The sequence below is a fragment of the Streptomyces sp. NPDC087215 genome (assembly GCF_044744885.1).
GTDB lineage: Bacteria > Actinomycetota > Actinomycetes > Streptomycetales > Streptomycetaceae > Streptomyces.
Window position 1 is genome coordinate 84,999 of record NZ_JBIUZD010000004.1, and the last position, 19,525, is coordinate 104,523.

Below are 19,525 nucleotides of genomic sequence, written 5' to 3' on the forward strand. Positions count from 1 at the left end.
GTGTCCGCATCGAAGAAGACCGCTCGGGCGGTCGCCGCCGCTCTGCTCCTCTCCCTCGTCACCGCCGTGCCCGCGCACGCGGAGCCGAAGGACGCCAAGGACAAGCAGCCCAGGCCCCCCGCCGCGATGTCCTCGCTCGGCGGCGCCCTGCTCGGCGTCCCCGGGACGCAGGTGCGGCTGGGCCCCGGCGCGCCCGTGCTGCCCAAGGAGCTGTCCGGGCGCTCATGGGTCGTCGCCGACGCGGAGAACGGCGACATCCTCGCCTCGCACAACGCGCACTGGCCGCTCGCCCCCGCGTCCACCCTGAAGATGCTCTTCGCGGACACCGTCCTGCCCAAGTTCCCCAAGACGCAGAAGCACCTGGTCACCACCGAGGACCTGGCCGGCATGGGTGCGGGCTCCAGCCTGGTCGGCATCAAGGAGAAGCAGACCTACAGCGTCCACGACCTGTGGCTCGGTGTCTTCCTGCGCTCCGGCAACGACGCCGTCCGCGTCCTCACCGGCATGAACGGCGGTGTGCGGCAGACCGTGAAGGAGATGAACGACCACGCGGCCGAGCTCCAGGCGCTCGACACGCACGTGGTCTCCCCGGACGGCTACGACGCCCCGGGCCAGGTCTCCTCCGCGTACGACCTGACACTCATCGCCCGCAACGGGATGCAGAAGGCGGACTTCCGCGAGTACGCCGCCACTCCCCGGGCCGCCTTCCCCGGCGAGCAGAAGCCGGGCAAGAAGCGCGAGACCTTCGAGATCCAGAACACCAACCGGCTGCTCACCGGCGATCTGAGCGTCGCCCCCTACCAGGGCATCGCCGGGGTCAAGAACGGCAACACCACCCACGCGGGCGCCACCTTCACCGGTGTCGCCGAGCGCAACGGCCGGGTCCTGCTCGTCACCGTGATGAACCCCTCCTCCAAGGAGCAGCACGCGGTCTACCGGGAGGCCGCCCGGCTCCTCGACTGGGGCTTCGCCGCCTCCGGGAAGGTGACCCCGGTAGGCGAACTGGTGCCGCCGAGGTCCGCCCGTACCGGGACCACCGCCCCCGACGAGCCCGCCGCGCCCGCCCCCGGCAAGAACGCGCCCGAGGGCACCGTCCACGCGGCGGCGGCGGAGCACTCCGGCGGCATGGGGATCGCGCTCGGTGTCGCGGGCGGTGTCCTCGTCCTCCTCGCCGGGGGTGTCTTCCTCGTCAACCGGCGCTGGCCGCTGGCCGGGGCGGCGGGGCGGCGTCGCCGGGCGCAGCGGGACGACGTGAATCCGTAGCCGTCCAGGCCGCGCAGAACAGCAGGAGCTTCGCGGTGAGGTTGATCCAGATCAGCAGGGCGACCGGCACGCCGAACGCCCCGTACATCGACTTCGCCGCGACGCCCTTCATATAGCCGCCGAGCAGCAGTTTCAGCAGTTCGAACCCGACCGCCCCCATCAGCGCCGCCTGCACCAGGGCGCGGCGGGGCGGCTGCACCCCGGGCAGCAGGGTCAGCACGTACAGCAGGATCAGGAAGTCGGCGACGACCCCGACCAGTACCGCCGCCGCCTGGAGGGCGATCCCGCCCGCGCCCCCGCCGGAGATCCCGATCCGGTCGGCGGTCCAGCCGACGGCGGTGGAGCCCAGCCAGGACGCGGCGAGCGAGGCGAGGGCGACCCCGCCGAGTCCGATGAGGATCAGCCCGTCCTTGGCCTTCAGCAGGAAGGGGTTGCCCTCGACGGCGTCGAGGCTCCACACCGCGCGCAGGCACTCCCGCATGGAGCCGATCCAGCTGATGCCGGTGACCAGCAGGACCGCGCCCGCGACGAGTCCGACGGTGCCCGCGTTGTCGACCAGGCCGCCGATGTCGAGCTGGTCGGAGATGCCGGGGACCTGGTCCATGAGCTTCTGTTCGATCCGGTCGAGCCGGTCCTTCGACAGGAGCGCGGCGCCGATCGCGGCGGCGACCGTGATCAGCGGGAACAGGGCCAGGAACGAGAGGAAGGTGATCGCCGCGGCGAGCCTGCTCCAGTGTGCCCCGTCGAGCGTCTCGTACGAGCGCCAGGCGTGGGTCCGCAGGAAGCGGGCGACCCACGGCCCGACGACGGGGAGTTTGGTCAGCCAGTCCATGTCCTCATCCCTCTCCCGCCGGTCCGCGCCCACTCCTGGCGGGGCCGCTCCAGGATCTCCCGCCGGGGCGCGCCCGCCCACGAGCGACATCCCGAACAGCGGCATCCCGTACGGCGGCATCCCGTACGGCTTCCGTCACGGCGCGTCCCGCGCGGCGCCGCCCGTCCCGTCCCCGTCCCCGTCCCGGGCTGAGGCCGGGGCCGGGGCCGGGCCCGGGTGACGGCCGGTGTGCTCAGCCGACTCTCCTCTCATCACCCATTTCGACGAACCGCCCATCAATACCGGCATAACCGACAGACCCGGCTATACGGTCACTCCCATGGCTGTCGCCTCGCTCTCCGAGGCCGTCGCCCCGTCCTCCGGGGCGGCGCGACCACCAGACCCCCAGGAGTTCCCGTGAAGGACGCCTTCGGTGCCCCGCAGTCCCTGCTCGTCCTCGGCGGCACGTCCGAGATCGGTCTCGCGACCGCCCGCAGGCTGATCGCCCGCCGTACCCGTACCGTCTGGCTGGCCGGGCGGCCCTCCCCCGCGCTGGCCGCCGCCGCGGAGTCGCTGCGGGCGCTCGGCGCGGACGTGCGGACCGTGCCCTTCGACGCGCTCGACCCCGAGTCGCACGAGGAGCGGCTCGGCAAGATCTTCACGGAGGGCGACATCGACATGGTGCTGCTCGCCTTCGGGGTCCTCGGCGACCAGGCGCGGGACGAGTCCGATCCGGTCGCGGCGGTCCGGGTCGCCCTGACCAACTACACGGGCGCCGTCTCGGCGGGTCTGGTGTGCGCGGGCGCGCTCCAGGCGCAGGGGCACGGTTCGCTGGTGGTGCTGTCCTCGGTGGCGGGCGAGCGGGCGCGCCGCGCGGACTTCATCTACGGCTCGTCGAAGGCGGGCCTGGACGCCTTCGCGCAGGGCCTCGGGGACGCGCTGTACGGCACGGGGGTGCGCGTGATGGTCGTACGGCCCGGGTTCGTGCGTTCGAGGATGACGGCGGGGCGGGCCGAGGAGCCGTTCGCCACCACTCCGGAGGCGGTCGCGACCGCGATCGAGCTGGGGCTGCGGCGGCGCTCGGAGACGGTGTGGGTGCCGGGGGTCCTGCGGATGGTGATGGCGGCGGTCCGGCACGTGCCCCGGCCGCTCTTCCGGCGCCTGCCGGTCTGAGACCGGCCGTACGGCGGCCCGGGGCCGTCCGCCGGGTCAGGTCCTCGGGGTCGCGGACGGGCTGTCGACGGGGCTGCCGCCCTGGGCCGGGACGGCGGAGATCGGGCGACCGCTGCCGAACTCGTAGTCGTACAGCTTCCGCCACACCCCGTCCGGCCCCTGCTCGTACAGTGCGAAGGAACGGCAGGTCCAGGCCGCCTCGAAGCCGGCGAGCTCCGCGAACGCCCGGTCCATCCCCTCCTCGGGGATGCCGTGCGCCACGGTGACGTGCGGGTGGTACGGGAACTGGAGCTCGCGCACCAGCGGCCCCGCCTCGTCGCGGATCCGGAGCTGGAGCCGGTCGCAGAGGGGCACGCCCTCCCGGAGCTTCACGAAGACGACCGGCGACAGCGGCCGGAACGTGCCGGTGCCCTCCAGCCGGACCGGGAAGGGCCGGCAGTCCGCCGCGACCCCGGCGAGGTGCGCCTCGATCTCCGGCAGCCGCTCCTCCGCGACCTCGGTCGGCGGGACCAGCGTGACGTGCGTGGGGATGGCGTGCGCGGCCGGGTCCCCGAAGCCGGCGCGCCGCTCCTGGAGCAGGCTGCCGTAGGGCTCCGGGACCGCGATCGAAACGCCGAGCGTTACGGTCCCCACGTCGTTCTCCTCCGGTGTCGGTCGTTGTCGGTCGGCTCGTGCCGGGTGGTGCAGCGCCAGTGTGCGGCCTGCACCACCCTTTCGGCCAGGGGCCTCGGTCTCCGGCGCCGCTCAGTGCTTGGCGGGCAGGAAACCGATCCGGTCGTACGTCTGGGCCAGCGTCTCGGCGGCGACCGTGCGGGCCTTCTCGGCGCCCTTGGCCAGGATCGAGTCCAGCGTCTCGGGGTCGTCCAGGTATTCCTGGGTCCGGGTCCGGAACGGCGTGACGAAGTCCACCATGACCTCGGCGAGATCCGTCTTCAGCGCGCCGTACATCTTGCCCTCGTAGCTCTTCTCCAGGTCGGCGACGGACGTCCCGGTGAGGGTGGACAGGATGGTGAGGAGGTTGGAGACGCCGGCCTTGTGCTCGGGGTCGAACCGGATCACCGTCTCGGTGTCGGTGACCGCGCTCTTGACCTTCTTCGCGCTGGTCTTCGGGTCGTCCAGGAGGTTGATGAGGCCCTTCGGCGTGGACGCCGACTTGCTCATCTTGATCGTCGGGTCCTGGAGGTCGTAGATCTTCCCGGTCTCCTTGAGGATGTACGGAGCGGGGATCGTGAACGTCTCGCCGAAGCGTCCGTTGAAGCGCTCCGCGAGGTCGCGGGTCAGCTCGATGTGCTGGCGCTGGTCCTCGCCGACCGGGACCTGGTCGGCCTGGTAGAGCAGGATGTCCGCGACCTGGAGGACCGGGTACGTGAAGAGGCCGACGGTGGCGCGGTCGGCGCCCTGCTTGGCGGACTTGTCCTTGAACTGGGTCATGCGGGAGGCCTCGCCGAAGCCGGTGAGGCAGTTCATGACCCAGCCGAGCTGGGCGTGCTCGGGGACGTGGCTCTGGACGAAGAGGGTGCAGCGCTCGGGGTCGAGACCGGCGGCGAGCAGCTGGGCGACGGCGAGCCGGGTGTTGGCGCGCAGCGCGGCCGGATCCTGCGGGACGGTGATCGCGTGCAGGTCGACGACCATGTAGAACGCGTCGTGGGTCTCCTGGAGGTCGACCCACTGGCGGACGGCGCCGAGGTAGTTGCCGAGGTGGAACGAGCCGGCGGTGGGCTGGATTCCGGAGAGCACACGAGGACTGTCAGAGGCCATGCGGGCCATTCTCTCAGGTGCGGGAAGTGATCCCCGACTGGCTCCGCGCCACGCCCGCCGAGCCGCCGCGCCCGCCGGTCCCGCGGGGCCGGGGCGGGCCGGGACCGGGTGCATGGCGCGGCGGCGGTCGGGCCGCGCGGCCCGGTCGTGAGCCGGGCCGCGCGGGTCGGTCGTGAGCCGGTCAGACCGGGTCGGTGGCGGGCCGGTCAGACCGGGAGGCCGGGTGCCGGGTGGAGGGCCATCAGGTCGGCGACCTCGGCGCGGACGGCGGTGAGGGTGTCCTCGTCGCCGGTCCCGGCGGCCTTGACGGCGCGGTCGATCCAGTCGGCGACGGCGGCCATGTGCTCCGTGCCGAGGCCCCGGGAGGTGAGCGCCGGGGTGCCGATGCGGATGCCGGAGGGGTCGAAGGGCGTGCGGGAGTCGTACGGGACCGTGTTGTGGTTCACGACGATCCCGGCCCGGTCGAGGGCCCGCGCGGCGGTCTTGCCGGGGACGTCCCGGCCGGTGAGGTCGATCAGGATCAGATGGTTGTCGGTGCCGCCGGAGACCAGGTCGAAGCCCCGGGCCAGGAGCGCTTCGGCGAGGGCGCGGGCGTTGGCGACGACCGCGTGGGCGTAGTCGCGGAAGCCGGGCCCGGACGCCTCGCGCAGGGCGACGGCGATGGCGGCGGTGGTCTGGTTGTGCGGGCCGCCCTGGAGACCGGGGAAGACCGCCTTGTCGAGGGCCCTGGCGTGCTCCTCGCGGGACATGAGGAGGGCGCCGCGCGGGCCGCGCAGGGTCTTGTGGGTGGTCGTGGAGATCACGTCGACGTGTCCGGCGGGAGAGGGGTGGGCGCCGCCCGCGACGAGCCCGGCGATGTGCGCGATGTCGGCGACGAGGACGGCGCCCGTCTCGCGGGCGATCTCCCCGAAGGCGGCGAAGTCGACGGTGCGGGGCAGCGCGGTGCCGCCGCAGAAGATCACCTTGGGGCGTTCGCGCAGGGCGAGGTCGCGGACCTCGTCGAGGTCGACGCGCCCGGTGTCGCGGCGGACGCCGTACTGGACGCCCCGGAACCAGCGGCCGGTGGCGGAGACGCCCCAGCCGTGGGTGAGGTGGCCGCCCATGGGCAGGGCCATGCCCATGACGGTGTCGCCGGGCTCGGCGAACGCCAGGTACACGGCGAGGTTGGCCGGGGACCCGGAGTAGGGCTGGACGTTGGCGTGGCCGACGCCGAAGAGGGCCTTGGCCCGTTCGACGGCGAGGGTCTCGATCAGGTCGATGTTCTGCTGGCCCTCGTAGTAGCGGCGTCCGGGGTAGCCCTCGCTGTACTTGTTCTGGAGGACGGTGCCGGAGGCTTCGAGGACGGCGGCGGAGGCGTAGTTCTCGCTGGGGATGAGACGGAGGGTCTCGGCCTGGAGCCGTTCCTCGGCGCCGACGAGGGCGGCGAGCTCGGGGTCGGCGGCGGTGAGTGCGGGGTGCTGCGGAGCGGTCACGGTGGTGTCCTCCGGGCTTCGGGGGTCCCGGGGACGGCGTGCGGAGCGCGGCGCCACCGGGACATCGGTCCCGTGACGCCCAGGCGGGCGGCGTCCCGTGTGGTCTGCCGCGCACGGCTCCCCCGGGGTCGCTTCCCCGTACGCCAGTCGCCGTGCGTGTTTTCAGCGTAGCGGGCGCGCCGCGCGCGAGGTTTCCCCGTCCGGCATCCGAGCGACGATAGAAACAGGGGCCACACCCCCTCGTCGGGGGTCGTCCCCCGAGCCGCAGGACGAACGGAGATCCCGTGTCGGGCACACAAGACGCGATCGCTTCCGCGGAGGCGCACAGCGCTCACAACTACCATCCCCTGCCGGTCGTCGTCGCGACGGCGGACGGCGCCTGGCTGACCGATGTCGAGGGGCGCCGCTACCTCGACATGCTGGCCGGTTACTCGGCGCTGAACTTCGGGCACGGCAACCGGCGCCTGATCGACGCGGCGAAGGCCCAGCTGGACCGGGTGACGCTGACCTCGCGCGCCTTCCACCACGACCGCTTCGCCGACTTCTGCGCCGGGCTCGCCGAGCTGTGCGGCAAGGAGGCGGTGCTGCCGATGAACACGGGCGCGGAGGCCGTGGAGACGGCCGTGAAGACCGCCCGGAAGTGGGGGTACGAGGTGAAGGGCGTGCCGGACGGGCACGCGAAGATCGTGGTCGCGGCGAACAACTTCCACGGCCGGACGACGACGGTGATCAGCTTCTCCTCGGACCATGAGGCGCGGGACCACTTCGGGCCGTACACGCCGGGGTTCGAGATCGTGCCGTACGGGGACCTGACGGCGATGGAGGCGGCGGTCACCGAGAACACGGTGGCGGTGCTGCTCGAACCGATCCAGGGCGAGGCGGGGGTGCTGGTGCCGCCCGCGGGCTATCTGGCGGGGGTGCGGGAGCTGACGCTCCGGCGGAACGCGCTGTTCATGGCGGACGAGATCCAGACGGGTCTGGGCCGGACGGGCCGGACGTTCGCGTGCGAGCACGAGGGGGTGGTGCCGGACGTGTACATCCTGGGGAAGGCGCTGGGCGGCGGTGTGGTGCCGGTGTCTGCGGTGGTCGCGGACCGGTCGGTGCTCGACGTGTTCCGGCCGGGCGAGCACGGGTCGACGTTCGGCGGGAACCCGCTGGCCTGCGCGGTGGCCCTGGAGGTGATCGCGATGCTGCGGACCGGCGAGTACCAGGAGCGGGCGGCGGAGCTGGGCGAGCATCTGCACGCGGAGCTGGGGCTGCTCCTGGGCGACGGGGCGGTGGAGGCGGTGCGCGGGCGCGGGCTGTGGGCCGGGGTGGACATCGCGCCGTCGCGGGGCACGGGCCGGGAGATCTCGGAGCGGCTGATGGAGCGGGGCGTCCTGGTGAAGGACACCCATGGTTCGACCATCCGGATCGCGCCACCGCTGGTCATCTCGAAGGAGGACCTGGACTGGGGTCTGGAGCAGTTGCGGGAGGTCCTGTCGGAGGGCTGAGGAGGACCGGGGGCGGGTGCGCCCGGTGGGGGCCGGGCGCACCCGGTGGCCGGGGCGTGCCCGGTGGCCGGGCAGGCCCCGGCGTGCCCGGTGGCCGGGGGCTGGTGTGGCCCGTGGCCGGGCGGCGGTGGAGTCGTACGGCGGCGGGAGGCCGGGGTCCGGCCCTCCGGGGAGGATGGCGGGCCCACGACGGAGTTTTCTGGCCAACTCGGGCCATTGACACGACAGTTGGTCTAGGCCAATGATGCGGCCATGCCGAGACTCCGTCTGCGTCACGCCGTGCGTGCCGCGCTCGCCGCCCTCGTCCCGCTCGCGCTCGTCGGCGCGGTCGCGGGACCCGTGCACGCCGCCCCGGCGGCCTGGCCCGCGCCCGTCCCGGTGGTGTCGCACATCGACACCACCGACCCGGTCGTCTTCATCACCATCGACGACGGCTGGTTCCACGACCCCGCCGCGGCGAAGCTGCTGCTCGACCGCCGGGTGCCCGCCTCGCTGTTCCTGCTGCCCGGGGCCTACTCGTACGACTCCGGCTACTTCCACACCCTGCTCGACCACGGGCCCTCCCGGGTCGAGAACCACACGGTCAGCCACCCGGACCTGACGACGCTGGACGCCGCCGGGCAGAAGGCGGAGTTCTGCGGGGCGCGCGACCAGCACCTCGCCCAGTTCGGCGACGGGCCCCGGCTGGTGCGCCCGCCGTACGGGGTGTACGACGCGACCACCCGCACCGCCGCCCGCGCCTGCGGGGCGAAGGCGCTGGTGACCTGGACGTACGACCTCACGACCTGGGGCCAGTGGACCCCGCCCACGCCAACCCTGAAGGCGGGCGACATCATCCTGCTGCACTTCAACGAGACCCTGGAGCAGGACCTGCGGCGCGCCCTGGCCGCGGCCGAGGCGGCGGGCCTGCGGCCCGCGCCGCTGCGCGACTACGTCCCTGAGTAGCGGGGGCGGGCGGCACCCCCGAGCGGCGGCCCCGAGCGGCGGCCGGGCCGTACGCCGTCCCCCGGTGACGAGGCTGGGCGGCGGCCGTACGGCCCCACAGGGCACGCGCGGCGGGCGGTGGCGCCGCTACAGGATGACGTGCGGGACGAAGCGGGCGTACTCGTCGGTGACGGGGCCAGCCGACTCCCGTATCCCGAGCCCCGCCGCCTCGTCGCCGACGATCCACGCGCCGAGCACCACCCGGTTGCCGTCGAAGTCGGGCAGCGGGGCCAGCCCCTGGTAGCAGCGGGGTTCCCCGTCCCGTACGAAGGGCTCCGTACCGGCCTCGTGCAGGGTGACGCCCGCGCCCTCGCGGCCGAGCAGCGGTTTCGCGGCCCAGCCGGTGGTCCGCGCGAGGTCGCGGGGGCCGTCCAGATGGGCGGGGAGCAGGTTGGGGTGGCCCGGGTACAGCTCCCACAGGATCGCCAGGAGCGCCTTGTTGGAGAGCAGCATCTTCCACACGGGCTCGATCCAGCAGGTGGTGCCGGTGCCGCCGCCGTTGTCGAGGGTGTCCAGGACGTGCCCGCCGAAGCGGTCGGTGGTCAGCCACTCCCACGGGTAGAGCTTGAAGCAGCTGCGGATGAAGCGGAGCCGGTCGTCCACGAACCGGCGGGAGAGCCGGTCCCAGCCGATGCGCTCCACGGAGAGCGCCTCGGTGGCGAGTCCGGCCTGCTGGGCGGTCTCGCGCAGATAGGCGACCGTCATCAGGTCCTCGCCCAGTTCGTCGCCGTCCGAGTGCGCGAAGTGGACCGGTCCCGGCGGCAGCAGGGACGCCTGGCGCTTCCAGGCGTCGACGAGCCGTTCGTGGAGGGAGTTCCACTGGTCGGCGCCGGGGAACCGTTCCTCCATCCAGAACCACTGCGGGCTCGCGGCCTCCACCAGGGAGGTCGGGGTGTCGGCGTTGTACTCCAGCATCTTCGCCGGGCCGCCACCGTCGTAGCAGAGGTCGAACCGGCCGTAGATACTGGGGAGTTCGTCCCGTCGCCGCCAGGCCTCGGCGACCAGGGAGATCAGCCGGGGGTCGGTCATCCCCAGCTCGGCGAAACGGTTCCGCTCGACGATGTGCGCGGCGGCCGTCAGACACATCTCGTGCAGTTCCTCGACGACCTCCTCCAGCGCCTCGACCTCGGACAGGGTGAAGGAGTAGTAGGCGCTCTCGTCCCAGTACGGGCGGAGCGAACCGTCCGGATGGCGGGTCAGCGGATAGACGAGACCCTGCTCCTCCACGATCCGCTGCCAGTCGGGGCGGGGTTCGATGGTGTGCCGTTCCACGGTCCGGCTCCCCTCAGCCGCCGCTGGAACCGGAGCAGCCGAAGCCGCCGGTGTCCACGGCGGTCCGGTCGAAGCTGCCGCCGCTCACCCGGCTGTCGCGGACGGAGCCGCCGTAGTAGTACGAGCCCCGGTGGGTGGAGCCGTTGTCATCGTCGTCGCCACCACCGCCGCTCTCGCACTCGTAGCGCGGCAGTTCCTCCCGGGACAGCGGGTCCACGCACCGCTTGTCCGGCTCCGATCCGCAGGCGGTGATCGTCATCGCGAGCACGCCCATCCCGCCGAGCACCACGGTGCTCGACCTCAGCCTCCGCATGTCCGAACGCCTCCCCTTTTCACGCGCGGCCCCCGGTCGCGCTTCTCACACCGTGCGGGCCGCCCGTCGCGTCCACGCCTGCCGCGACCGCGCGGTTCCGCGTCCGCCGCGTCCGCGCCTGCCGCGACCGCACAGTGTAGGCCGGTGCTTTCCGGCCGCAGCGCCTAGAGTCGTTCCGTGCTCCTCGGGATGATCTGCGCGCTCGCCTCGTCCGTCTGCTTCGGCGCGGCCTCGGTCCTCCAGGCGGTGGCGGCCCGCGCCGCACCGCCGGGAACCGGGAGCGGTGTGGACGTCGCCCTGCTGTGGCGGGCGCTGCGGCAGTGGCGGTACCTCGCCGGGCTCGGCCTGGACGGCCTGGGGTTCGCCCTCCAGATCGTGGCGCTGCGGACGCTCCCCATCTACGTGGTCGGGGCGGCGCTCGCGGCGAGTCTGGCGGTCACGGCGGTCCTCTCCTCACGGGTGCTGCGGGTGCGGCTGAGCCGGGTGGAGTGGACGGCGGTGGCCGTGGTCTGCGCGGGCCTCGCGCTCCTCGCCCTGGCCTCGGGCCCGGAGGGGCACCGGGCCGGTCCGGACGCGCTGGGCTGGGGACTGCTCGCGACGGCCTTCGGGGTGCTGCTGGTCGGCGCGGCGGGCGGGCGGCTGCCGCAGCGGCCCCGGGCCCTGGTCCTCGGTCTGGGGGCGGGCGTCGGCTTCGGGGTGGTGGAGGTCGCGGTCCGGCTGATCGACGGCCCCGACCCGGCCGACCCTGCCCTGTACGCGCTGCTGCTCGGCGGCGGTTCCGCGTTCGTGCTGCTGACCTCGGCGCTCCAGCGCGGCGCGGTGACGACGGCCACGGCGGGCATGGTCATCGGCGAGACGATCGGCCCCGCGCTGGTCGGCGTGGCCTGGCTCGGCGACCGCACCCGCGACGGCTGGACCTGGGCGGCCCTCCTCGGCTTCGCGGTCGCCCTGGCGGGCTCCCTGACCCTGGCCCGCTTCGGCGAGGCCCCGGAACCGGCCCCGGAGACCGGCCGGGACGGGACCCCCGTCCACACGTGACGCGGCGCGCTTCGGGGCGCGGTCCCGTCGGACCCGGCTCGGACGGGGTGACTGTTCCTGGGAACGGGGTTTCCGCAGGAGCACATGTCCCGCTGCCTGCGGGTTCGTGATCGGCATGGCGCTCCCCCGCTCCCCCGCTTCACGAGGAACCGGCGTGCCGATCATGCGCGGCACCACGGACAACGACGCACCCCGTGCCTGCCGGACCCCGAGCGGCCAGGACTCTCACGAGGGGCCCCGGGAAACACCGGCGGAGTCGCCGTCAGCGACATCCTCGTCCCGGCAGTCATGATCGTCCTGGCCGTGCGATCCCGGCGCCTGCCGGCCACCCCCCGGACGACGGCGGGAACCGGCGCCTGAGCCACAGGGAGCTGTCCTCACCATGACGACCCACACCGGCCACGAGCCCGACGACGGGACGAGCACGGCGGGAGCGCGCGCCGCCGACCGGCTCACCGCGTTCGTCGACGCGGCGGTCGCGATCGCGCTCACCCTCCTCGCGCTGGACCTCCCCGTCCCCTCCGGCGACACCACCAGCGCCATGCTCGACTCGGTCGCCGACCACAGCAAGGAGTACCTGGCCTTCGGGATCAGTTTCGTGGTGATCGCCGCCCACTGGCGCGCCCACCACGAGATCTTCCGGTACGTCCGCACGCTGAACAGCCGCCTGACCAGCCTCACCCTGACGTGGCTGTTCATGCAGATCCTGATGCCGTTCGCGACCCGGGTGCTCACCTCGGACGGCGCCTTCCCGCCTCGGTTCAGCCTGTACGCGCTCGTGCAGGTCCTGGCGTCCGCGTCGTTCGCACTGATCATCCGGGAGATCCGGCGCGCGCACCTGTACCGCCCGGACGCCCCGCCCCAGGTCTTCGCCGAGAGCCTGGTGCGCAGCGTCTGCCTGGCGGCGGTGTTCGGGGCGTCCATCCCCCTCTCGTTCCTGCTGAGGGGCCCCGGCGCGTACCTGTGCTGGCTCGCGGCACCGATCGTGCTCGCCGTGGCCCGCCGCGTCCAGCGCCGCACCTCCGTCCGGTGACGGACCGGGAGGTTCCGGCCGCGATCATCTCGTGCCCGCTGCGACCGGTGAAGACCGGGGCAGAGTAGAGGCATGACCACGTACGGGACGATGCCGTTCCATCTGGAGACCGAGCGGCTGACGCTGCGACCGTGGGCCGTGGCGGACGCGGAGGAGTTCTGCGCGCTGCTCACCGAACGCGGCAGAGGAACCCCCGAGGTCGAGCGCATCCGCACGTCCATCGCGGAACTGCTGAGCACGACGGCCACCACGGGGATCGCCCTGCTGCCCATCCAGCGCCGCGCCGAAGGAGACTTCATCGGCTACTGCGGGCTGATCGTCGGCCGTTCCACACTGGACGAGCCCGAGATCGCGTACGAGCTGTTCCAGCGCGTGCACGGGCGCGGTTACGCCACCGAGGCGGCCGCCGCGGTGCTCGACGCCGCCGCGGCGACCGGCCGGAAGCGGCTCTGGTCGACCGTCGGCACCTGGAACACGCCCTCGCTACGCGTCCTGGAGAAGCTCGGCTTCGAACGGGACCGTCTGTCCACGGAGGAGAACGGCGAGGTGGCCTGGCTCACCCGGGCGCTGCCGTGACGCACGAGCGCTCGCCACTCACCGCTCACCGCGCTTGCGCGGCCGGTCCCGTCTGCCCTGCGGCCGGTCCCCGCGCCCGGTCGGGATCGGCGCCTCGAACCGGGCCTTCATCAGGGAGGAGCACCCCACCGAGTGCCGGTGGCCCATGCCGGTGAGGACGTCCCACCCGGTCTCCGGGACGTCCATCAGATCGTGCCCGGCGTCGAGATAGGCCACCAGATCCGCCTCGTCGGGCTCCCCCACGGGCCGGACGGCGTCGTGTATCGATCCGTTCGGCTGCTCCGAGCCTCAAGGTGTACGGCGGAGGCGCTCGTGTGCCGCCACGTGACGGTCTTGAACACCGTCCCCCAGCGCCGAGCGGGCGTGCTCGGCGGGCGTCCACCTCACCGACCGAACACCCGACCGTCCCGCACCCGCTGCGCTGCGCCTGCCGCCCTTCCGCGGTATCCCCCGCCGCGCAGCGGCATGGCACGGCGCCGCCCTGGTCTCCGAGTTGGAGATCAGGGCGGGACGGGGTTCCATCATGTCGGAACCAGTTCGGTCCTGACGGTCTCGCGCGCTCGCTCATAAAGAGATTGGGCGTAGTGGTTGCGGATGTGCGGGCGGATCAGGTGGAACATGTCCGTCATTCTCTTATCGATTCGCCCCGAGTTAACTAGCGGGTAGTCATCCAGCGCCAGCCCCCATGTCTTACATGCGGCTTCTAGATGGCCAATGGCTAGCTGTCTCTCGGCAAGGATCGCCCGCTCCTTGACGCGTGTACGCCGATAGATGCTGTACCGAAGCCGGTCCGATTCCTGCATAGCGGCAACGGCGCCGTTCACGTCGCCCATTTCGAACCGCACTTGACTGGTGTGATAATTGAGTGACGCGGGGTCATACGAGCCGAACACCTTCCCATGCGACTCTGCCTTCTCCATGGAAATTTCGGCTTCCTGCAAGTACATGAGCGCGGACCGACGGTCTCTGATCTGCGCGGCTGCATGTGCCTGCTGGCCGGCGAGGAAGGCGCGCATTCGCGGACCAGCCTGCGGGGAGGAGGCCGCCGCAGCATCCGCGAGCCGCATAGCCATCGGCCCTTGATTCAGATCTACCGCTTGCACGCTCATGCCCCGGAGCGTGGTGCAGTACGTCAGGTGGTCTTCCGATGCTCCCGCAAATTCCAGGGCTTTCAAGTAATAGCGCTGCGCGAGCCCGTGCAAACCCTCATCCACTGCCATGTACCCAGTGAGGTAACAAAGATCGGACGCAGCGGACATCATGGCTTTCCGTACGTCATCGGGCCCGTCAGTCCGCAGGAAGGGGGCGACGGTATTCACCAGGAACGCAGCAGCGAGAGGGCGCGCGGTCCGGCCGCCAAACTGGTCATCCATAGCTGAGAGTTGTTCCGTCATGGCCGCTACCGTGTGCACGTCAGTCATGCCGATGCGGGTCCGGGTACCTGCCTGTGCAGCCCCCATGCGGCCCACCACGTCCGGCCAGTTGGGAATGGTGAGCGCGACGGAGAACAGTCCCGCGCCGAGGACGCTACGGCGTGAGGGGTCCATGTCTTGCCTCCCGAGGTCCACCAGCCCTTCAACGGTAGTCGGGCGACTGTTGGGCTCTTCCGGGAGCTCCGGGAATCCTGCATCGGCGTGCGTGATGGGACGGAGCAGTCTCCGGGCGAGCGCTTCCAGGATTAGCGGCCGAACAGTTTCTTTCGGCAGGTGGCCGCTTAACCACTGATGAACTGAGGGCTGTTGGTACTTGAGAGGGGTTCCGCGCTCGGTACCGAGACGGTTGACCTCTTGGGCGAACTGCCGCAGGGTCCACCCGCTCTCGCGGTACAGCCTCTCAAGGCCGACGTTCGGCTGCCGTGTCGTCACTGGCCCCAACTCCCGTGCTCTGACCGCTTAACCCTCTTAACTCCCGCCCCCTTCCCAACGGTACCGCTGTGCGTGGTCGGACGGTTGCCTAGTGCAAGCATCGGGCGGGGCTTCCTGGCCCCGTGTTCCCATCCGCAATCGAGCACCACAAGGGAGACGGCTGACCGTGCCCAACACCACGTGGTCCCCCGCCCTCAACGGGTACGCCGTGGACATCAGCAACGGCCGTGCCCGGTACGGCAAGATCGTCCGAACGGATCACGGACTTTTCATACTGCGCCCGCCCGGTGGCGGTGCGGAGTGGCCCGCGTCCCGTCAGTCCCTCAGGGAGCCGGACATCACGGAGCGGGGGGAGATCCGCACGCTCATCACGCCCGTTCCGTACGCACGCCGGGCGGCGGGAGCGCCGTGACGGGGCTGACGGCGGTGATACTGCCCGCCTACGTCGCCGAGGTGTACGCGGAGTGGCCCGTCAAGGAGACGCACGCCACCGCTGCGACCCGCCTTGCGGCCTTCGAGTGCATCTCCGCGAAGTTCGCCCTGCGGTGGCTCCGGGGTGAGGCACGCCGACTCGCGGACCGCATCGACCCCGCCCCCAAGCAAGTGAGCTGGGGACCGCCGAGAGCCTTTCGACCGGTCACCCCGACCGGCCCCGACTGCGCTCCGATGCTGCGGAGTTGGGCCGACTCCGAGCGTGCTGCGGCGGACGCTCTCGAAGTGCTGGGGACACGGCACCCGTTCCGTGCCGCGTTCCCGGACACGGGCGCCACCTACGTCCTGAGCATCTGGTTCAGCACCGCCCGCTCCGAGGACATACGGGAACCTCCGGTGGCCCCGGCAGTGCAGCGCGTCGGCACCCTCACAGCCCCGTTGTACGCGGACACCCCCTGATCTCCCGCCCCCACCGCACAGGCCCCGCTCTCCAGGACAGCACGGGGCCGTGACTCGCTCTGCGGCGGGGGCGGGCACCACTTCCCGAGCCCAGCAGGGGCCGGAGCCGCTGAGCGAACGGAGAGACCATGCCCGTCACGACCGAACCCGTCGTCGAGGACCCGGCGACCGACATCCGGCCGACGACCGGACCGAGCGACGTCGAGCGCCAGGACGACGACCGGACCGGGAACGCCCGCGAGCGGTACGAGGGCCTTCTCGCGCGGGCGCTGCTCGCCGCGTAGCGCGTCCTCTCAGTCTTCCGGGACCGGCACCCGCCGGATTCCCGGAGCAGCACGCCCGCCCGGCGGTCCCCACGTGGGGACGTGAGACCGCCGGGCGGGTTCTCAGATGAGCAGAACCGACGAAGGGACACACCATGGGCTGGGGAACAGGTCCGGGCGGAAGCGGTGGCGACGGAAAGCACTCCGGCAAGAAGGACCCTGGGGACGCGCCCCAGTTCCCGGACACGTCCGCGCCGAAGGACCCGCCGAAGCACAAGAAGGAAGAGAAGTAGGCACCCCATGGCCGACAGTTCGAGTGACACCGCGCTCCGCGCGATGCTCGATGAAGTAAGCACGGAACTGGGCAACTTGGAGCCGAAGTTCCTCCAAGCCGCACGGGCTGCCCGACGTCACAGGTTCCTGCCTGACCGGCTGTGGGTCGGGGACGGATACGAGCCGTGCGACCGGGCGGATTCGCCGGAAGCCTGGCTGCGTGCCGCGTACGCCGACGAACCCGCCGTGACACAGGTCAACGACGGCGAGGACCCCGGAGACGGGGACCGGTGGCCGTCAAGTTCCGCGAGCGCTCCGGAGATCGTGTTCCGGATGCTCCAGATGCTCGACGCGCACCCCGGACACAAGGTTCTGGAGATCGGCACGGGCACCGGGTGGAACGCCGGACTGCTGTCCTGCCTCGCCGGTGCGGGGAACGTGACGAGCGTGGAAGTCGATGCCACTCTCGCGGCGGACGCCCAAGCCCGTCTGCGCGGGGAAGGGTTCGGTGTGGCGGTCGTCGCCGGGGACGGGGCCGAGGGATACGCGGGCAGCGCCCCGTACGACCGTCTCGTGTCCACCTGCGCCGTGCGGACGGTCCCTCGCCCGTGGCTCACGCAGGTGAGACCCGGGGGCGTGATCCTCACCCCGTGGGATGCGCCGTGGACCTGTTACGGGCTGCTGCGGCTGACCGTGGACGACAACGGCAGCGCGTCGGGGCCGTTCTCCCCGTACGCGGCGTTCATGCTCATGCGGAGCCAGCGCACCGGCCTGCGGATCTACCGGGACGTGGTGCGCGAGGAACACGTGCCCGACGAGTCGGTGACCACGCTGTCCCCGTGGGACGTGGCCCGGGAGAACTTCGACGCGCGGTTCGCCCTCGGGCTCCAGCTCCGGGACGTGTGGCAAGCCTGGCACGAGGACCCCGGCGTGGACGGCGTGGAAACCCGCCTGTGGGTCGCCACCACCGACGCCACGTCATGGGCCGCCGTGGACTTCGACGGGAAGTCCGAGGACCGGTTCACGGTCTGGCAGCACGGACCCCGCCGGCTCTGGGACGAGGTGGAGGCGGCGTACGCCTGGTGGCTGGGGCACGACCGCCCCGGCCCCGGACGGTTCGGTCTCACCGTGACCGCCACGGGAGAGACACCGTGGCTGGACGATCCGGGACGACCGGTCCCCGCAGGCGGCTGATCGGTGGAATCCACCCCGCCCGCGCGCCACGTCCAGGGCGCGCGGGCGGAGCCGCCTCCCACCCGTCGCCTTCGGCGCACCCTTCCGCGCCGAACACTTCGCCGCCGCAGGGGTGACCGCGTGATCCGGGACGCCCTCACCTCCCGCACCGTTCCCACGTCCACCGGAGCCGTGTGCGTCGTCTGCGGCCGGTGGACGGGCGTGCCCGTGGAGGTCGGGTACGTCGAGCCGCCGGGCTGCCCCGGCGTGGTCCTCTGGGGGTGCCCGGACGAGATCACGACCGTCGCCCCCGGGCCCATGCCCGGGGAAGGGCGGCGGGCGGCGCGGGTCACGGACGGCGTGGGCGTTCCTCAGGGCAGCACCCTCATCAGGGCTTCCAGGGCGCCCTGCCACGCGCTGTCCGGTGGGGTCGCGTAGCCGACGACCAGGCCGTCCAGGGCCGGGGCGACCGTGGGGCGGCGGAACTGGTCCACGCCCTGGACCGCCAGACCGTGCCAGGCGGCGGCCCGCAGCGTCGCCTGCTCCGTGCCCGGCGGCAGGGCGAGGACCGCGTGCAGTCCGGCCGCGATCCCGCTGACCCGGGTCTCCGGCGAGTGCGCGGCCACCGCCGCCACCAACTGGTCGCGGCGCCGCCGGTAGTTCAGCCGGACCCTGCGGACGTGCCGGTCGTACGCCCCCGAGCGGATGAACTCCGCCAGCGCCAGCTGCTCCGGGGCGCTCCCGCCGTCCGTCCCCTTCGCCGCCACCACCTCGCCCACCAGTTCCTCCGGCAGCACCATCCACGCCAGCCGCAGCCCCGGCGCCAGCGACTTGCTCGCGGTGCCCAGGTAGACGACCCGCTCGGGGTCCAGCCCTTGCAGCGCCCCCACCGGCTGCCGGTCGAACCGGAACTCCCCGTCGTAGTCGTCCTCCAGGACGAAGGCCCCCGAGGAGCGCGCCCAGCCGACCAGCGCCGTGCGCCGGTCCGGCGGCAGCGCGCCGCCCAGCGGGAACTGGTGGGCCGCCGTCATGAGCACCGCCCCGACCGCCCCCGCCTTCCCGTCCGCCAGTTCCTCGACCCGGGTGCCGCGCTCGTCGAACGGCAGGACCGGCGTCCCCAGGCCCGCGCCGGTGAGCAGTCCGGCGTGAAGCCCGAGACCGTACGACTCGACCGCCACGTCCCGTACGCCCCGGCTCCGCAGCACCTGGCCCAGCAGTGCCAGCCCCTGCACGAACCCCGCGCAGACCACGATCCGTTCGGGCCGGGCGTGCACGCCCCGGGCGCGCGCCAGGTACTCGGCGAGGACCGTGCGGAGTTCGGCACGGCCGCGCGCGTCCCCGTACCCGAGGGCCTCGTTCGGGGCGTCGGCGAGGGCCCGCCGGTACGCCTTCAGCCACTCGGCGCGCGGGAAGGACGCGAGGTCGGGCGTGCCCGCCTTCAGGTCGTACGAGGGCGTCGGCGTCCGGGGAGGGACGGGAGGGACCGCCACCGGGACTCCGGCCGCTCCGCCTCCACCGGCCCGGCCCCCGGCCACCCGTCCTCCGCCCCCCGCCCGCGCGGAGACCGCCCGTACGGAAGCCGCCCGCGCGGTCTCCGTACGACGGGGGTCCGCGCGGCGCGCGACCCGGGTGCCCGAGCCCTGGCGGGCCGTCAGCCAGCCCTCGGCGACGAGTTCCGCGTACGCGTCGGCCACCGTGTTGCGGGCGATCCCCAGATCGGCGGCGAGCGACCGGGACGACGGCAGCCGCGTCCCCGCCGTCAGCCGCCCGCTCCGGACCGCCTCCCGCAGGGCGTCCATGAGACCGGCGCGCAGCCGTGGTCCCCGTAGCTCCAGATGGAGGTCGGCCCCGAAAGTGGCCCACTCGTTCGCCAT

The 19,525-nt window shown here is 72.5% G+C and carries 20 protein-coding genes and 1 riboswitch; of the genes, 11 read left to right on the top strand and 9 right to left on the bottom strand.

Features of this window, described 5'->3' with window-relative positions:
- A complete protein-coding gene (locus ACIO92_RS13180) occupies positions 1-1,263 on the top strand; it encodes a D-alanyl-D-alanine carboxypeptidase (protein ID WP_366439552.1) in 1,263 nt (420 codons plus the stop codon).
- On the opposite strand, the gene ACIO92_RS13185 is transcribed toward ACIO92_RS13180, so the two are convergent.
- Positions 1,190-2,095 carry a YihY/virulence factor BrkB family protein gene (locus ACIO92_RS13185; RefSeq protein WP_401236786.1) on the bottom strand — a complete coding sequence of 302 codons (906 nt, stop codon included), beginning with the start codon at positions 2,093-2,095 and terminating at the stop codon, positions 1,190-1,192. The genes ACIO92_RS13180 and ACIO92_RS13185 overlap by 74 nt on opposite strands.
- 396 nt (positions 2,096-2,491) lie before the next feature.
- Between ACIO92_RS13185 and ACIO92_RS13190 the strand changes: the two genes are divergently transcribed.
- Positions 2,492-3,247 carry a decaprenylphospho-beta-D-erythro-pentofuranosid-2-ulose 2-reductase gene (locus ACIO92_RS13190; RefSeq protein ID WP_366439554.1) on the top strand — a complete coding sequence of 252 codons (756 nt, stop codon included), beginning with the start codon at positions 2,492-2,494 and terminating at the stop codon, positions 3,245-3,247.
- 36 nt (positions 3,248-3,283) lie between these two features.
- Here the strand turns inward: ACIO92_RS13190 and ACIO92_RS13195 are convergent, their stop codons facing one another.
- The 3 genes from ACIO92_RS13195 to glyA all read right to left on the bottom strand — a co-directional run bounded on the left by ACIO92_RS13195 (position 3,284) and on the right by glyA (position 6,477).
- Positions 3,284-3,880, bottom strand: coding sequence for a 2'-5' RNA ligase family protein (locus tag ACIO92_RS13195; RefSeq protein WP_366439555.1), 597 nt, complete (start codon positions 3,878-3,880; stop codon positions 3,284-3,286).
- Between the two features lie 111 nt (positions 3,881-3,991).
- Entirely contained in the window at positions 3,992-5,005 is a 1,014-nt protein-coding gene (trpS, locus tag ACIO92_RS13200; RefSeq protein WP_366439556.1) for a tryptophan--tRNA ligase, read from the bottom strand.
- Positions 5,006-5,211: 206 nt separating this feature from the next.
- A complete protein-coding gene (glyA, locus tag ACIO92_RS13205; protein ID WP_401236783.1) occupies positions 5,212-6,477 on the bottom strand; it encodes a serine hydroxymethyltransferase in 1,266 nt (421 codons plus the stop codon).
- Positions 6,478-6,547: 70 nt separating this feature from the next.
- Positions 6,548-6,638: riboswitch (ZMP/ZTP riboswitch) on the bottom strand.
- 123 nt (positions 6,639-6,761) lie between these two features.
- On the opposite strand from glyA, the gene rocD reads away from it, so the two are divergent.
- Positions 6,762-7,970, top strand: a complete 1,209-nt coding sequence (gene rocD, locus ACIO92_RS13210) for an ornithine--oxo-acid transaminase (protein WP_366439558.1) — start codon at positions 6,762-6,764, stop codon at positions 7,968-7,970.
- A gap of 252 nt (positions 7,971-8,222) precedes the next feature.
- Positions 8,223-8,915: a polysaccharide deacetylase family protein gene (locus tag ACIO92_RS13215; protein ID WP_366439559.1), complete on the top strand. Its 693-nt coding sequence runs from the start codon at positions 8,223-8,225 to the stop codon at positions 8,913-8,915.
- A 126-nt stretch (positions 8,916-9,041) separates the two neighbouring features.
- On the opposite strand, the gene ACIO92_RS13220 is transcribed toward ACIO92_RS13215, so the two are convergent.
- The gene (locus ACIO92_RS13220) at positions 9,042-10,226 is read right to left on the bottom strand and encodes a glutathionylspermidine synthase family protein (protein WP_366439560.1); all 1,185 of its coding nucleotides are present in this window, start codon (positions 10,224-10,226) and stop codon (positions 9,042-9,044) included.
- 13 nt (positions 10,227-10,239) lie between these two features.
- Entirely contained in the window at positions 10,240-10,539 is a 300-nt protein-coding gene (locus ACIO92_RS13225; protein ID WP_366439561.1) for a hypothetical protein, read from the bottom strand.
- Positions 10,540-10,716: 177 nt separating this feature from the next.
- Here ACIO92_RS13225 and ACIO92_RS13230 point away from each other — a divergent pair, with 177 nt between their 5' ends.
- From ACIO92_RS13230 to ACIO92_RS13240, 3 genes are all read left to right on the top strand, one after another.
- On the top strand, positions 10,717-11,577 hold the full coding sequence (locus ACIO92_RS13230) for a hypothetical protein (protein WP_366439562.1): 861 nt from the start codon (positions 10,717-10,719) through the stop codon (positions 11,575-11,577).
- A gap of 382 nt (positions 11,578-11,959) precedes the next feature.
- Positions 11,960-12,610, top strand: a complete 651-nt coding sequence (locus ACIO92_RS13235; protein ID WP_402281272.1) for a TMEM175 family protein — start codon at positions 11,960-11,962, stop codon at positions 12,608-12,610.
- A gap of 72 nt (positions 12,611-12,682) precedes the next feature.
- Positions 12,683-13,186, top strand: a complete 504-nt coding sequence (locus ACIO92_RS13240; RefSeq protein WP_402281274.1) for a GNAT family N-acetyltransferase — start codon at positions 12,683-12,685, stop codon at positions 13,184-13,186.
- A gap of 18 nt (positions 13,187-13,204) precedes the next feature.
- On the opposite strand, the gene ACIO92_RS13245 is transcribed toward ACIO92_RS13240, so the two are convergent.
- Both ACIO92_RS13245 and ACIO92_RS13250 read right to left on the bottom strand, forming a co-directional pair.
- The gene (locus ACIO92_RS13245; protein WP_401236779.1) at positions 13,205-13,429 is read right to left on the bottom strand and encodes a hypothetical protein; all 225 of its coding nucleotides are present in this window, start codon (positions 13,427-13,429) and stop codon (positions 13,205-13,207) included.
- A 278-nt stretch (positions 13,430-13,707) separates the two neighbouring features.
- On the bottom strand, positions 13,708-15,051 hold the full coding sequence (locus ACIO92_RS13250; protein ID WP_366439566.1) for a tetratricopeptide repeat protein: 1,344 nt from the start codon (positions 15,049-15,051) through the stop codon (positions 13,708-13,710).
- Between the two features lie 166 nt (positions 15,052-15,217).
- Between ACIO92_RS13250 and ACIO92_RS13255 the strand changes: the two genes are divergently transcribed.
- From ACIO92_RS13255 to ACIO92_RS13270, 4 genes are all read left to right on the top strand, one after another.
- A complete protein-coding gene (locus tag ACIO92_RS13255; RefSeq protein WP_402281276.1) occupies positions 15,218-15,463 on the top strand; it encodes a hypothetical protein in 246 nt (81 codons plus the stop codon).
- On the top strand, positions 15,460-15,942 hold the full coding sequence (locus tag ACIO92_RS13260; RefSeq protein ID WP_402056517.1) for a hypothetical protein: 483 nt from the start codon (positions 15,460-15,462) through the stop codon (positions 15,940-15,942). Before ACIO92_RS13255 ends, ACIO92_RS13260 begins: the two co-directional genes overlap by 4 nt.
- Positions 15,943-16,070: 128 nt before the next feature.
- Positions 16,071-16,226 carry a hypothetical protein gene (locus ACIO92_RS13265; RefSeq protein ID WP_401236775.1) on the top strand — a complete coding sequence of 52 codons (156 nt, stop codon included), beginning with the start codon at positions 16,071-16,073 and terminating at the stop codon, positions 16,224-16,226.
- 279 nt (positions 16,227-16,505) lie between these two features.
- Positions 16,506-17,672 (top strand): methyltransferase domain-containing protein, encoded by a 1,167-nt coding sequence (locus ACIO92_RS13270; protein ID WP_402281278.1) that lies wholly within the window; start codon positions 16,506-16,508, stop codon positions 17,670-17,672.
- Between the two features lie 350 nt (positions 17,673-18,022).
- Here ACIO92_RS13270 and ACIO92_RS13275 read toward each other — a convergent pair whose 3' ends face one another.
- On the bottom strand, positions 18,023-19,525 hold the full coding sequence (locus ACIO92_RS13275) for a PLP-dependent aminotransferase family protein (RefSeq protein ID WP_402281280.1): 1,503 nt from the start codon (positions 19,523-19,525) through the stop codon (positions 18,023-18,025).